The sequence below is a fragment of the Emticicia sp. 21SJ11W-3 genome, assembly GCF_024138715.1.
Taxonomy (GTDB): domain Bacteria; phylum Bacteroidota; class Bacteroidia; order Cytophagales; family Spirosomataceae; genus Emticicia; species Emticicia fluvialis.
In genome coordinates this window covers 4,629,663-4,643,875 of record NZ_CP092074.1, presented here as the reverse complement: position 1 = coordinate 4,643,875, position 14,213 = coordinate 4,629,663, and the positions used below count along the sequence as shown (strand labels likewise).

The window sequence follows — 14,213 nt, the reverse complement described above, 5'->3', positions numbered from 1 at the left end:
ATCATTTACCATTTGCTTCTTTCATCTCCATATAAATATTAGGTCTGGCTATTTGCATCATGATGTCGGGGTTATCTAAAGGCGTAAACCCGAATTGAGCATATAAACCGTGCGCATCTCTTGTAGCCAACGACCACCGTCTAAGTCCCTGAAGTTCGGGCAGTTGAAATAGGCATTCCATCAACCATTTTGATAGCCCCCTGCCTCGCTCAGTTTCCAGCACAAATACATCTGCCAGATAGGCAAAAGTAGCACAGTCAGAAATCACCCGTGCATAACCGACCTGTTCACCGCTTTCTTTATAAATACCAAAAGCAATAGAGCCTTCTGCTGCACGTTTTACTACATCAAGCGGGATGCCGGGCGACCAATAGCTGGTTTTCAGAAAATCATGAATCACATTAAACTGCAACAGCTGTTTATCAGTACTTAAAATAAACCCGTCTTTTCTGAACTCGTGAATCATATAAATCTGCGTTCTATATCTTTCAGGCTGATACGGTTTTCGTAAATGGCTTTGCCTACAATTACACCAAAAATATTCAGTTCGGCCAATTCTTCCAGATCTTGCATCGAGCTAACTCCGCCGCTGGCAATCACTTTCAGGTCCGGGAATTGCTCCTGCATTTTTTTGTATAAATCTACAGATGGCCCCTGCAGCAGGCCATCTTTGGCCACATCGGTGCTGATGGTGTATTGGATACCCTTCTGAATCCACTCGCCTACAAAATCATATACCCAAACACTGGTTTCTTCTTCCCAACCGCTTACGGCAATTTTTTCTCCTTTAGCATCAGCGCCCAGAATAATGGCTTCACTGCCGTAGGTTTGTATCCAGGACTCAAACAACTCAGGATTTTTAACCGCAATACTGCCTCCGGTAATTTGTCTGGCACCGCAATCAAAAGCCAGTTTAATATCTGTATCAGACTGCACCCCTCCACCAAAATCAATGTGCAGATTAGTTTTAGAAGCTAATGTTTCCAGTACTTTGGCGTTAATGATTTTCTTCTGTTTGGCGCCATCTAAGTCAACCAGGTGCAGGCGTTTAATACCCGCATCTTCAAACATTTTGGCTACTTCGAGAGGGTTTTCATTATACGTTTTCTTTTGTGAGTAGTCTCCCTGTGTGAGGCGTACACATTTACCTTCTATAATGTCAATGGCTGGTATAATTTGTAGCATAAAATTTTGTTAATTGTTAGAAAATACCCCGGCGAATCATCTCACGTCTTTCAATAATTGAATCGGGATGATTTAAATCCAGAATTTTAATAGTAGCTGTACCAATGTCGGTTTTGCCTCAAGTAAGCCTGAATCGCCTGCTATAAAATGGTCATTCCAATTATCGATGCGGGGATTGAAAAAACGTACCGGAATATTGGGCTCTTCTAAAAAAGTAGCTATATCAGAGCCTTTGTTGTTATTACAAATCTGACAGGTATATGCCAGATTCTCGGCTGTCGTAGGTCCGCCGTGTTTCAGACTTACAATATGGTCAATATGAAAGACAAAGAATGAATTTCCGGAATGGATTCGACAATACTCACATCGAAATAGGGCTCTTTTAGCAACTTTATTACGGAGCGCTTCAGATATATAACGACTCATGAGGCTTGTTCAGGAGATTGAGCACGAATCTTAGCCAAGCGGATAAGTCTTTCCAATACTATATAATGATCCAATTCGTCTTTCTCTCTTCTATCCAGACTACTTTCTTTTGACTTTTCAATTAGATTTTCCAGACGAGTCTGCATTTCATCAGTGGCCTTTAATGCCAAAACCTTTGCCGGGTCAAGACCTGCAATTAATTCTGCCAATTGATCATATGTATTGTAGATAGTCATGGTCGTACTGTTTTATACAAATATAACGCATTTGCCAGGAAAATCATGCGAATTACAATTTCAGAAAGTTCTCAAAGATTTTCTGCCCCACGTCTCCGCTTATTTCTGAGTGAAACTGCGCCGCATAAAAATTGTCTTTCTGCAACATGGCCGAATACTCAAGCATATAGGTGGTTTTAGCTACGGTAAAGTCGCACAAGGGCGCATAATACCCGTGATTATAATATACATAAGCATTGCTGTTTAATCCGTCGGTTAAAGGGCAAGCATAATCGTAAATGTCGTTCCAGCCGGTTTGGGGTACTTTAAAGCCTTTTATTTGCGGAAAACGCAGAATGGGTACATCAAACACACCCAGACAATCGGTATTGTTTTCTTCCGACGACCGGCAGAGCAATTGCATACCTACACAGGTACCCAGAAAAGGTTGTTTCAGTGTGGGTATCAATTGGTCAAGGCCGTTTTCACGCAGGCTTTTCATGGCGGTACTGGCCTCACCTACACCCGGAAAAATAATCTTTTCGGCGGCACGGATTGTTTCGGGGTTGTCAGACAATTCATAGGCTACGCCAATACGCTCAAGCGCATACATAACCGACTGTACATTGCCTGCATTGTATTTAATTATGATGACTTTCAAATCAGAAAAAATTGAAGATAATAACTTTGGTGTTGTTTATACAAATCTACTTCTATCTGCCAACAATTATACAGATTTGCTGAAAATGTACTACTATTTCTTTGCTTTGTTTAATTTATTTGTTTGTGCTTTAAATGGCCGGCCAGAGAACAAACATTTTGTACCCGATTATAAACCGGCATTTGTATCTTGCAGCAAAATTTGAAGTAATAAATGAACTGGCAAACGCTTTTTTCTAATAAACGCTTAGGCAAGGAAGACAAACCGGGGCAGGATATATTCCGTAATGATTACATGCGCGACTACGACCGTCTGATTTTCTCGTCGCAATTCAGGCGTTTGCAAAACAAAACGCAGGTATTTCCATTACCCGGAGCAGTTTTTGTACACAATCGCCTTACGCATAGTCTCGAGGTAGCGTCTGTCGGGCGTTCGCTTGGTAAAGCCATAGGCGAAAAGATTGTGGCCAAATATGATGCCGGGCTAAGCCAGGAGGCAAAGGAGTTTTATAAATTTGAGCTGTCGGCAGTAGTGATGACGGCCTGTATTGCCCATGATATCGGTAACCCTCCGTTCGGGCATTCGGGTGAAGATGCCATCCGTACGTACTTTAAAGAACTGGACGAAGATAAACGTAAACTTCTTGAAGAAGGCCTGACAGAAAACCAGTTTAACGACTTCAGGAATTTTGAGGGCAATGCCAATGCGTTCAGGATTCTGACCACCATTTTTAATCAAAGCAGCCTGAACCTTACCTATGCCACCCTGGCTTCGATAGTTAAGTATCCGTCTGATTCCACCTCAGGATTCAGAAAGGGCGGATTGATATCAACTAAAAAGTCAGGTTTTTTTGATTCTGAGAATGATTTTTTTCGGCGTATTGCAACAGAACTGGGGCTTAACCGCTTAGACGACACGGCTCACATTTATGCACGCCACCCATTTGTGTTTCTGGTAGAAGCCGCAGACGATATCTGTTACAGAATTATTGATCTGGAAGATGCCCACCGCTTAGGAATTTTATCAACACATGAAGCCCGGCAACTATTGGAGCCATTCTTTGAAAAACGGGAGGGAAAGCCTGATATAACCGAAACCGTAGACAACATTGAAGACGACAAACAGAAATTATCGTTTTTACGAGCAATGCTGATAGGTCAGTTGACAAGTAAATGCACTGAAGTGTTTTTTGAACATGAAGAAGCATTACTGGCTGGAACCCTTAACAAACCTCTGATTGATTTGCTTGATGAAAAAACGATTGGCCTGATTAAGAAGATTGATGAAATATCAGTCAAAAAAATATATAACGATAAGTCAGTAATTGAGATTGAAATAGCGGGTTACCATGTAATAGGTGGTTTGCTGAAAGAGTTTGTGTCGGCTGTGCTTTCGCCGGATACGCCCAAGTCAAAAAAGCTGCTGAAGCTGATTCCGAAGCAATTTATGATTGGCAAAGAGAGAACCCTATACGAAAACCTGCTGGCGGTTGTAGATTTCATATCAGGTATGACAGACCTCTTCGCCATTGATTTGTACAGGAAAATTATGGGGATCCAGATCCCACAGCTGTAGGAGAATAATCATTTCTTTCTCTTCATAAATACATAACCAATACCCAGATTGGCCCTGAAAACGCCAAGGTCAAACTTTTTATTGGCATAGGGAGATAGCTCAAAGATACCCTGAAACTGTGGCATTTTACTAAACGGAGATACACGCACACCCAGATTCATAAAATAGCCTTCCAGTGGATTCCTGTTTTTTGGGTCGTCGTTCAGGTAATTCAAAAAATTGGCTTTTAGCCCCGCACCAACGTAAAACCTGGCTTTATCATGTTTAATGACATTTACCATGGGCGATATCTCGGTGCTGAGCGAAGAAAAATAGGAGTTCATCTGAAACCGGAAGTCGGCCCATACGGGTTGATTTGGGTTGGATGCAATAGAAAAAACTGAGTTGAACGGGTAATATGTAAAAGCCTGCGAAAAGCCCCGGCTGGTGATTACAACAAAAACACTGATACAGAGTAGTTTCCTGAACATAAACTTACTTTTTATTTTAATGCCGCTAAGTTAAGAGAAAAAATCGTAGTACTCAGGCAACATTTTTAAGTAATAATGAATATCAGTTGGGTTCGTTGCTTAATTGATAGTTTTTAACAAAATTTGCGCAGGTAATATGTAAGGTATTATCTGTGGCATTCAAAAACAGACTTATGGGGTAATGACCGTACGTCATTTAAACAAAAGAGAAACACCATACTATTATTCAATGAAAGCCTACAAAACCTCACAGGGATTCGTTATTGAACACCAGAATCAGTACTTTCTTTCACGTCATCATGACTGGGATTTATTCATTAACCGCGAAAATCTGTTCTTCGAGCTGCTCCGTGAAATACAACTGCTTGAACCGGTAAGTGAGTATCAATCGCTTATTGAAAATGGTTTACAGCCACCTATCCAGTCGCAGGAAGTATGGGCATCAGGAGTTACCTACCTCAGAAGCCGTGATGCCCGCATGGAAGAGTCTAAGAACTCTGGTGGAGATAACTTTTATGACAGAGTATATGACGCAGAGCGCCCCGAGCTGTTCTTTAAGTCTGCGCCTGGCCGTGTTGTTGGTTCCGGGCAAAAAGTACGTATACGCCGCGACTCTAAATGGAATGTGCCTGAGCCTGAACTGACGCTGTTTATCAATTCTAAAGGACAGATATCTGGTTATACCGTTGGTAATGATATGAGCTCAAGAGATATAGAGGGCGAAAACCCCTTGTATCTGCCACAGGCCAAATCATACGACAAAAGCGCTGCCATTGGGCCCTGCATTACTATACTTGACGAGCCTATTTCTTCAGATACGCAAATCAAACTTGAGATTTTTCGTTTCGGAATTCCTTATTTTACCGATTCTGTGGCTATCAGCCGTATGAAGAGAAATCATACCGAATTGGCTGAATTCCTGTTCAGAGAAATGTCGTTTCCGTCCGGATGTTTCCTGATGACAGGCACCGGCATAGTACCGCCCGATGATTTCACTCTTGAAGTGGACGATGAAATACGTATTACTATTGAGGGAATCGGAACTTTAATTAACACTGTAGAAGTTAAGTAATTATTCAGATACAAAAAGAGCTTTACCTAAAAGTAAAGCTCTTTGTTAAATACCCCTGCTATGCAACTTACTGGTAGAAATATTATTGGCTATGAATCTTTCTCTGAAGGAACAGTAGCCATTCAAGGAGTTAATCCGGCGACAGGCGAGGCTTTGTCTCCGCTTTTTTTTAAAGCCACATTAGACGAGCTTGAGCTGGCCACCGAAAAAGCAGAAAAGGCTTTTCAGGTTTATCGAAAAAAATCAGGCTTTGAAAAAGCTAATTTTTTAGAAAAAATAGCTGAAGAAATTGAGAATCTGGGCGACACCCTGCTGGAAAGATACATGCTGGAGTCAGGCTTACCTAATGCAAGAGCCATGGGTGAAAGAGGCCGAACCGTTGGTCAGCTCAGGTTATATGCTCATTTGTTAAGAGAAGGCTCATGGGTTGATGCCCGCATTGATGCCGCTATGCCTGACCGTCAGCCGGCGCCCCGCCCCGATTTACGCTCAATGGAACGCCCTCTGGGTGTGGTTGGCGTTTTTGGAGCCAGTAATTTTCCACTGGCGTTTTCTGTAGCCGGGGGCGACACCACCTCGGCATTTGCAGCAGGTTGCTGTGTAATTGTGAAGGCGCATCCTGCCCACCTGGGTACTTCAGAGTTGGTAGGTCTGGCAGTGCAGAAAGCAGCGCAGGCAACAGGTATGCCTGACGGCGTTTTCTCTTTGTTATTTGATGACGGACACGAAATCGGGATGGCTTTGGTGAAACATCCGGTTATAAAAGCAGTAGGGTTTACCGGCTCGCTGAAGGGTGGTAAAGCGTTGTTTGATGCGGCGGTTCGTCGCCCTGAACCTATACCGGTATATGCCGAGATGGGAAGTGTAAACCCGGTTTTTGTTTTACCTAAGATTCTGGCAGAAAAAGGCCGTGCAATTGCCAACAGCTATCTGGCATCGGTAACGCTGGGGGTAGGGCAGTTCTGTACAAACCCTGGTATGCTGTTTCTGGAAAACAACCAGGATTTTATTGATGAAATTGAGAAAAATGCGCCGCATACACAAGGGGGCATTATGCTTACACCGGGTATAAAAGATGCCTATGTGAGAGGTACCGAGCACTCGAAGCAATTTACACAGGTAATGGGTGTAGGCAAAGCACCTGAAGGCTTTACCGCTGTTGAGCCTGTATTTCTTCGCACTGATATTGCGTCGTTAAATGCCAAGCCGGAACTGGCAGAAGAGATATTCGGGCCAACCAGCCTTATTGTTGAAGCCAATACAAAAGAAGAAATTCTGATAGCTGCCAGTAATCTGGACGGCCACCTGACGGCTACTGTTCATGGTACGCCTGAGGATTTAATTGAATATTCTGACTTATTAGATATACTGGAGCAGAAAGTGGGTCGATTGATTATAAACGGATTCCCGACAGGGGTTGAGGTAAATCATGCCATGATACACGGAGGGCCTTTCCCTGCAACTACTGACTCGCGCTCTACTTCTGTAGGTACAAAAGCCATTACACGCTTTACGCGCCCGGTAAGCTTTCAGGATTTCCCTGATGAATTACTGCCGGATGAACTGAAAAGTGATAACCCTTTGAATATCTGGAGATTGGTAGAAGGAGAATGGAAGAAGTAAAAAAAAAGAGGGACGACAACGTTCCTCTTTTTTTTATGTGGTCTGATGAGCGATTAACCCAACAGATTCATTACGTCTTCTGAGATACCGGTATTCACAAAACCGCCATCGTGGAAAAGGTTCTGCATGGTTACCATTTTGGTAAGGTCAGAGAAAAGCGTGATTACATAGTCTGCACAGGCATCAGCCGAGGCATTACCCAGCGGAGCAATTTTATCGGCAAAGTCATAGAATTTATCAAAACCGCCAATACCAGTACCGGCAGTAGTTTTGGTTGGAGACTGCGACACCGTGTTTACACGTACATTCTTCAATTTGCCATAACGGTAGCCGTAGCTGCGTGCAATTGATTCTAACATGGCTTTTGCTTCTGCCATATCAGTATAGAACGGAAACGTGCGTTGTGCCGCCATGTAAGATAAAGCAACTACCGACCCCCACTCGTTGATAGCATCCATTTTTTCGGCTACCTGTAAGAATTTATGGAATGATAAGGCCGATACATCAACACTCTTCAGAAACCAGTCGTAGTTCAAATCGCCGTAGGCTTTTCCTTTGCGAATGTTTGGCGACATACCGATTGAGTGCAATACGAAGTCAACTTTACCACCTAGCACGTCCATTGATTTGGTGTAAAGATTTTCGATTTCTTCTACAACAGTAGCATCTGCAGGAATAATCTCGGCTTCGCAGGCTTCGGCCAGTTTCTTGATTTCGCCCATGCGCATAGCAATAGGAGCGTTGGTTAATACAATAGAAGCACCTTCTTCTTTTGCTTTCAGTGCCACTTTCCATGCGATAGATTTTTCGTCTAATGCGCCAGAAATAATTCCCTTTTTACCCTTTAGTAATCCGTATGCCATGATATGTAAGTTTAAATCTGAGTCCGTAGCATTCACTACGATAATGTCATAATAGTTTTTAGAGTGCCAAAGGTAGTTAATTTCAAAAAAAATAAAAAACCATCCCAATTTTTTGCGCACACAATACCGCAATAAAAAGAGCGTGTGTAGATGGATGGATATTATTTCAAAAGCTGGTTTGGCCTGTTTGTGGTGTTGTTTGTTTTCTTTACGTTAAATTCCTGCATGGGCTTTTTTAAGTGTCTCAATATCCAGCTTATCCATCTTTAGCATGGCGTTCATGGCTCTTTGTGCCTTTGCAGGGTCCGGGTCGCCCAGCAATTGACCGAGCACATCTGGTACAACCTGCCACGACAACCCGAATTTATCTACCAGCCAGCCACATCTGCTTGGCTTTCCACCGTTGGCTATCAGATTATCCCAGTAATAATCAATCTCTTCCTGGGTTTTGCAATCAATAAACATAGATATGGCCGGTGTAAATGCAAAATGAGGGCCACCATCCAGAGCCAGCAACACCTGTCCTTCCAGCTCAAATTTGGCATTCATAATTTTATCGCCTACTTTATTGGTGTAATGCACTTTGGTGTTTTTAAAAACCGAAGTGTACAATTCAATAGCTTCTGCAATGTTGCCATTGAACCATAAGAAAGGCGTTATTTTCTGCTCCTTTTCCATAGGTTTGGTTCTTTTTAGAATGATATTTTAAGCTGCCAGCATCATACCATCTGGCTATTAGTATTGCGGATTATAATAAAAGGGTCATGCTTTGTCTGTTGGATGCCGGCAGTTATCTCTGTAACTGCATATATGATTAAGGCTTTCTCCCACTTGCAACTCAAAATACTTTGGTTTTTTTGGTAACACCGTTCTATACATTTTAAAGTTAACCATTTGGTTGGCAAAAACATAATAGTTTCTAAAAGAGGTAGTTGGGGAATTTGTGGTTATTGGCATTTAATAGTGTTTATCAGAGTTTTGCCACAATAGTGGCAAATAAAAAACCGTCCTCCAAGCGGAAGACGGTTTGTTGGTTCTTAGTTATTGATTATTTGAGCTTTAAAAAATATATTTATTCTCCTCAATCATGGCTTCGGCCACTCTGCGGCGCGCAGCTTTGAGGTTAAATGGTTCAATCTTGGTAAATCGTTTCAGACCCATCAGCATTACTCGCAGCTCATCGGCTTCAGCAAAAGACGCAATGGCTTCTTTGCCTGCAATGTTTACTTTGTTTACGGCTTCGTGCAGATAAATAAGAGCCATATCTTTTTGCAGTGCCACGTTAGCTTCTCCTTTAACGCCAATCAATTTCTCAACTCTTAACAATATTGACTCAGCCACATAAATTTCAATGGCCATATCTGCCAGGTTCATTAGTATTTCCTGTTCTTCAGACAACGACATCATGAATTTTTGCACGGCTGCACCTGCTACCATCAGCGCTGCTTTTTTCAGGTTTTTCAACACTTTCTTTTCAACGGCAAATACGCTTTCGTCGTCGGCGCCACCAAAATCAGGCACAGACATAATTTCTTTGGCAACGGCCATTGCGGGGGTCATCAGGTCTATCTCGCCTTTCAACGCACGTTTCAAAAGCATGTCAATAATCAACATACGGTTGATTTCGTTGGTGCCTTCAAAAATCCGGTTGATACGCGCATCTCTGTAAGCTCGCTCCATAGGTGCATCGGCCGAATAACCCATACCGCCATACACCTGCAGGCTTTCGTCAACGGTATAATCCAGCACTTCAGAGCTGTGCACTTTCATAATAGCACACTCAATAGAGAACTGCTCCAGTGCTTTCAGCTTGGCTTCGGCATCTGTTAAGCCCTGGGCTTTCAGGTCTTCTATGGCGTCGTCAATGTTTTGTCCGGCTCTGTAGTTGGCAGACTCCGAGGCAAAAATGCGCGTAGCCATTTCGGCCAGTTTATATTTAATAGCGCCAAATGTGGCAATAGAAACACCAAATTGCTTGCGCTCGTTGGCGTAGTTAATAGCATGGCCAAGAGAGCCTTTAGACCCGCCTATTACGGCTATGCCCAGTTTAATACGCCCAACGTTGAGTATGTTTACTGCTATTTTGAAACCATTACCGCGAGACGACAACATGTTTTCAACAGGTACATGGCAATCGTTAAAGAAAATCTGGCGGGTGTCTGAGCCTTTAATGCCCAGCTTGTGCTCTGGTTCGTTCATGGTAATACCACCGAAAGATTTCTCAATAATGAATGCCGTCAGGTTTTTGTCATCATCAATTTTGGCAAAGACAATGAATAAATCGGCGAAACCGCCGTTGGTTATCCACATCTTTTGTCCGTTAATGATATAGTGTGTGCCATCTTCCGACAAAGCTGCTTTGGTTTTGCCAGAGTTGGCATCAGACCCTGAATCCGGCTCTGTTAAGCAATAAGCGGCTTTCCATTCGCCTGTGGCTAGTAGCGGGAGATATTTAGCTTTTTGTTCTTCGTTTCCGTAATATACTATAGGTAAGGTACCAATACCTGTATGGGCCGACTGCGCAACTGAAAACGAGTGGCCTTGCCCCAGTGCTTCTGCTACCAGCATTGAGGTATTAAAACTCATGCCAAACCCGCCGTATTCTTCCGGCACGGCAGTACCCAACAAACCCAATTCACCCGCTTTGGTCATGAGAGATGACATAAGCTCCGGCGACTTGGCATTGTCAATTTCGTTCAGCCGTGGGTGGATTTCTGTACGCAAGAAATCGCGACAGGTGTCGGCAATCAATTTTTGTTCTTCTGAAAACTCTTCCGGAATAAAAATCTGATGTGCTTCCACATCTTTTATCAGGAATTCTCCTCCTTTAATTGATGCTTTATTTTCAGTTGCTAACATAGTATTATGAGTTGAAATTCGTCTTTTGAAAATGCAGGCCATTGTTATGCGCGCATACTGTTACAAAGATAATATTTTTTGAAAATATTATGCAAGCATACTATTAGTTTTTTTTAACCGGTCCCGTTAAGGTTTTGTTACTGCTAAAAGAGGTATAGAGGGCCGATCTTTTACCGGGCAGTGTATTTGTTGCTTTTGTAGAAGCAGAACAGGTCTACAGGCAAATCAGTAGCGTGCCAGTAAGGTTATTATCTGTTCCTTCCTTTTTCGTTGGGATATAATTGGGGCAGGGGGTCACTTTGCCAGAATTGCTTGGTGTCGGCATCTAATATACTAAGGCTACCCCAGAACGCCGCCCCGGTGTCTATGTTCCAAACATTGCAGCCGTTCATAGGTACGGTTGTGTCATAGTTCAGGGTAGGGGTATGCCCAATGTATATTTCATCAAATATCAAAAGCCTTTTAGGAAACAGTTTTGAGTCTCTCCTGATGTGCTTATCCATCGTCAGCGCCATTTCCCAAAGGGTTCTGTCCCAGTTAAAATTAGATGGGTGGAACTCCTGCATCGGCCCGTGCATAGAAGTAAACCCGGCGTGTATAAATAGGCGGTTGTTGTCGTCGATATGATACATCTTCATGCGTTCAAAAAAATTCAGATGTTCCAGCCGTTCTGCATCATTTATTGATTCATAGCTTTTCACTGTCAGAAAACCACCGTGAAAGCCCCAAACTTTATCCCATTCTTTTTCGCGCAGCCACTCTTCGCACCATACATCATGATTCCCCTTCACAAAAACGCAATTCCGGGTTTCGTTAAGCTCTATCAGAAACTGTATCACCTGTGCCGACTCGCTCCAGCCATCTACATAGTCACCCAGAAATACGAGGGTGTCATCTTTACTCACAGCGGCACGTTCCATCACCTGCTTTAATGCTTTCAGCCCGCCATGTATATCGCCAACAACTAGTGTACGTGGTTTCATAGTACTCAATCTTCAGAAAGGTTACACCCGTTTAACAATTAAGAACCATTCAATTAAAAGATTGTTTCAGTCAGACACTTGAATTAGTTTATATCAGGGCAGTTGGCAAAGAAAACTGAAAAAAGCATAACAGGCAAAATCCCTGGTAAACTTATGCCATTTAATGCCTTTTATTACCACCTGTTTTGCCATTTGCCCGGGTTTAAGAGTGTACGTTTTGTAAGAATGGTTTTAATGAAGATCCCTCATTTTTTCAGCTGTGCGTATATGCCGGTTGTATGGGTAGTACGTATAGCTTCAAAGCTTTGCCGGCAGCTTTTAATTGCGCCAGAATATGAGTTTTTATTATCAGACAAAACTACTTAAAGGGGTATCAGGAAAAGAAAACTTGTCTTAACAACTATTTTTGCATTTTTCCTTGACAATGTGGTATATTCTTTGTTGCTTCGCAAAAGAAATTTTATTTGAGTTATTAAAAAAGGTTTACCATGACAGAGACATTAAACTTCGACGTGACCACAGTAGCTGAAAGCAGGATACATCAGCTTGACCCCAATAATATTCAGTTTGGCTCACTCTTTACAGACCACATGCTCGTGGCCGACTATATAAACGGCGCGTGGCAGACACCAAAAATTTTACCTTATGGCGATATCAGCTATAATCCGGCGCTTGCAGTGCTGCATTACGGACAAGCCATTTTTGAAGGTATGAAGGCTTTCAAGAATGATAATGACGAAGTTTTGATGTTCCGTCCGCAGGAAAACTGGAAACGTTTCAATATTTCGGCAGAACGTATGTGTATGGCACAGGTACCTGAAGATATATTTGTAGGCGGGTTGGAAGAGTTGTTGCGTTTAGATGCGGCCTGGGTTCCTAAAGGTGAAGATAACTCATTGTACCTACGTCCGTTTATGTTCTCTAGTGATGTTTACCTGGGTGTTCGCCCTTCTCAGAGCTACCGGTTCATGATTATTATGAGCCCTGCCGGTAAATACTACTCTACACCGCCAAAAGTGAAAGTAGAGACCGAGTTTATCCGTGCTGCTCCGGGTGGTGTGGGTTATGCCAAATGTGCAGGTAACTACGCAGCCTCTTTGTATCCGGCCAAGTTGGCGCAGGAGCAAGGCTATACCCAATTGTTATGGACAGATGCCATTGAACACAAGTATTTTGAGGAGTCTGGCACGATGAACGTGATGTTTGTGATTGATGGTAAACTGGTAACCCCTGCCGTAAGCAGCACAATTCTGAAAGGTATCACCCGCGATTCGCTGTTGCAATTGGCGAAATCGATGAATATTGAAGTTGAAGAAAGAAAAGTATCTGTAGATGAGGTGATTTCCGGTATAAAAAGCGGTAAGGTAACCGAGGTTTTTGGCGCCGGTACAGCGGTTGTGGTTTCTCCGTTTGCAGCTATTGGCTACAATGGTGAAGATTACGATTTACCTGCCATAACCGAATCGTCGGTTTCTTCTAAACTGAAAAATGCTTTGAATGATTTACGCACAGGTAAAGTAGAAGATACTTTTGGCTGGGTTTGGAAAGTAAATGCCTGATTATAGCAAATTACTTAATGTATGATATAGGCGACCGGGCAACCGGTCGCTTTTTTTTTCATAACTCAAAGATACGTAGGTATTTATGAAGAATGCAGGCACGAAAGAAAACAAAATTTACATTTTAGAAATATTGTATATCAATTAAAAAAGAAGAAGGTTTCTGTTTCTCAAAATAATTTTCCGAACAGTATGCCTGCATACTGATTTTTTTCTACATTTGTGGTTACCCGAAGCAAAAAACACCAATGAGGAAGGAAAAGACTATTGATTTTTACATTAAATGGGCCTGGCATGCCATTTCGCGTATGTATAATACTTATGCAGGGCAATATGATATTACCATGGCCATTGGGTATGTCTTGCTTAATATTGATTCAGAGAAAGGTACGCCGGCAACTAAAATTGGGCCGTCGATAGGTATGGAGCCCAGAAGTCTGACGCGCATGCTGAAAACCCTTGAAGAAAAAGGCTGGATTTACAGAGAAACAGATGCCGACGACAAGCGTTTTGTAAAGGTGTACCTGACAGAGGAAGGGAAGAAAAAGAGGAATTTTGCCCGCGAAGGAGTGATTATCTTCAACAAGAAGATTCAGGAGACTATCCCTGCTGAAAAACTGGCTGTTTTTTTTGAGGTAATTAAAGATATTAATGCTTTGGTTGATGAAGAAAACAGCAAGGTAAAAGACAATATTATATTTGAAATAATGCATTAAGATAAA

At 42.4% G+C, this 14,213-nt stretch carries 15 protein-coding genes; 5 read left to right on the top strand and 10 right to left on the bottom strand.

The genetic code is table 11. The features are described from left to right. Position 1 precedes the first annotated feature (1 nt). The 5 genes from MB380_RS19635 to hisH all read right to left on the bottom strand — a co-directional run bounded on the left by MB380_RS19635 (position 2) and on the right by hisH (position 2,487). Positions 2-466: a GNAT family N-acetyltransferase gene (locus MB380_RS19635; protein WP_253530515.1), complete on the bottom strand. Its 465-nt coding sequence runs from the start codon at positions 464-466 to the stop codon at positions 2-4. Beyond that, positions 463-1,185, bottom strand: a complete 723-nt coding sequence (gene hisA / locus MB380_RS19630; RefSeq protein ID WP_253530512.1) for a 1-(5-phosphoribosyl)-5-[(5-phosphoribosylamino)methylideneamino]imidazole-4-carboxamide isomerase — start codon at positions 1,183-1,185, stop codon at positions 463-465. Before hisA ends, MB380_RS19635 begins: the two co-directional genes overlap by 4 nt. Before the next feature lie 72 nt (positions 1,186-1,257). Beyond that, positions 1,258-1,611 carry an HNH endonuclease gene (locus MB380_RS22005; protein ID WP_409014616.1) on the bottom strand — a complete coding sequence of 118 codons (354 nt, stop codon included), beginning with the start codon at positions 1,609-1,611 and terminating at the stop codon, positions 1,258-1,260. Further along, positions 1,608-1,847, bottom strand: coding sequence for a hypothetical protein (locus MB380_RS19625; RefSeq protein WP_253530509.1), 240 nt, complete (start codon positions 1,845-1,847; stop codon positions 1,608-1,610). Before MB380_RS19625 ends, MB380_RS22005 begins: the two co-directional genes overlap by 4 nt. Before the next feature lie 52 nt (positions 1,848-1,899). Then, positions 1,900-2,487: an imidazole glycerol phosphate synthase subunit HisH gene (gene hisH, locus MB380_RS19620; RefSeq protein WP_253530507.1), complete on the bottom strand. Its 588-nt coding sequence runs from the start codon at positions 2,485-2,487 to the stop codon at positions 1,900-1,902. Positions 2,488-2,700: 213 nt separating this feature from the next. Here hisH and MB380_RS19615 point away from each other — a divergent pair, with 213 nt between their 5' ends. Beyond that, positions 2,701-4,062 (top strand): deoxyguanosinetriphosphate triphosphohydrolase, encoded by a 1,362-nt coding sequence (locus MB380_RS19615; protein ID WP_253530505.1) that lies wholly within the window; start codon positions 2,701-2,703, stop codon positions 4,060-4,062. An 8-nt stretch (positions 4,063-4,070) separates the two neighbouring features. Here the strand turns inward: MB380_RS19615 and MB380_RS19610 are convergent, their stop codons facing one another. Continuing rightward, on the bottom strand, positions 4,071-4,532 hold the full coding sequence (locus MB380_RS19610) for a hypothetical protein (protein WP_253530503.1): 462 nt from the start codon (positions 4,530-4,532) through the stop codon (positions 4,071-4,073). Between the two features lie 229 nt (positions 4,533-4,761). Here MB380_RS19610 and MB380_RS19605 point away from each other — a divergent pair, with 229 nt between their 5' ends. Together MB380_RS19605 and MB380_RS19600 are read left to right on the top strand one after the other, a co-directional pair. Continuing rightward, positions 4,762-5,604 carry a fumarylacetoacetate hydrolase family protein gene (locus tag MB380_RS19605; RefSeq protein ID WP_253535624.1) on the top strand — a complete coding sequence of 281 codons (843 nt, stop codon included), beginning with the start codon at positions 4,762-4,764 and terminating at the stop codon, positions 5,602-5,604. A 60-nt stretch (positions 5,605-5,664) separates the two neighbouring features. Beyond that, complete coding sequence (locus tag MB380_RS19600) at positions 5,665-7,227, top strand: aldehyde dehydrogenase (NADP(+)) (RefSeq protein WP_253530501.1); 1,563 nt, start codon at positions 5,665-5,667, stop codon at positions 7,225-7,227. A gap of 53 nt (positions 7,228-7,280) precedes the next feature. Here MB380_RS19600 and MB380_RS19595 read toward each other — a convergent pair whose 3' ends face one another. The 4 genes from MB380_RS19595 to MB380_RS19580 all read right to left on the bottom strand — a co-directional run bounded on the left by MB380_RS19595 (position 7,281) and on the right by MB380_RS19580 (position 11,932). Next, positions 7,281-8,090 (bottom strand): enoyl-ACP reductase, encoded by an 810-nt coding sequence (locus MB380_RS19595; RefSeq protein ID WP_253530499.1) that lies wholly within the window; start codon positions 8,088-8,090, stop codon positions 7,281-7,283. Between the two features lie 213 nt (positions 8,091-8,303). Next, on the bottom strand, positions 8,304-8,768 hold the full coding sequence (locus tag MB380_RS19590; RefSeq protein WP_101724482.1) for a VOC family protein: 465 nt from the start codon (positions 8,766-8,768) through the stop codon (positions 8,304-8,306). Positions 8,769-9,149: 381 nt separating this feature from the next. Continuing rightward, positions 9,150-10,949 (bottom strand): acyl-CoA dehydrogenase family protein, encoded by a 1,800-nt coding sequence (locus MB380_RS19585; RefSeq protein ID WP_253530487.1) that lies wholly within the window; start codon positions 10,947-10,949, stop codon positions 9,150-9,152. Positions 10,950-11,197: 248 nt separating this feature from the next. Continuing rightward, a complete protein-coding gene (locus MB380_RS19580; RefSeq protein WP_253530464.1) occupies positions 11,198-11,932 on the bottom strand; it encodes a metallophosphoesterase family protein in 735 nt (244 codons plus the stop codon). Between the two features lie 488 nt (positions 11,933-12,420). On the opposite strand from MB380_RS19580, the gene MB380_RS19575 reads away from it, so the two are divergent. Both MB380_RS19575 and MB380_RS19570 read left to right on the top strand, forming a co-directional pair. Further along, positions 12,421-13,491 carry a branched-chain amino acid aminotransferase gene (locus MB380_RS19575; RefSeq protein ID WP_253530461.1) on the top strand — a complete coding sequence of 357 codons (1,071 nt, stop codon included), beginning with the start codon at positions 12,421-12,423 and terminating at the stop codon, positions 13,489-13,491. Positions 13,492-13,739: 248 nt separating this feature from the next. Further along, a complete protein-coding gene (locus tag MB380_RS19570; RefSeq protein WP_101724478.1) occupies positions 13,740-14,207 on the top strand; it encodes a MarR family winged helix-turn-helix transcriptional regulator in 468 nt (155 codons plus the stop codon). The last annotated feature ends 6 nt before the right edge of the window (positions 14,208-14,213 follow it).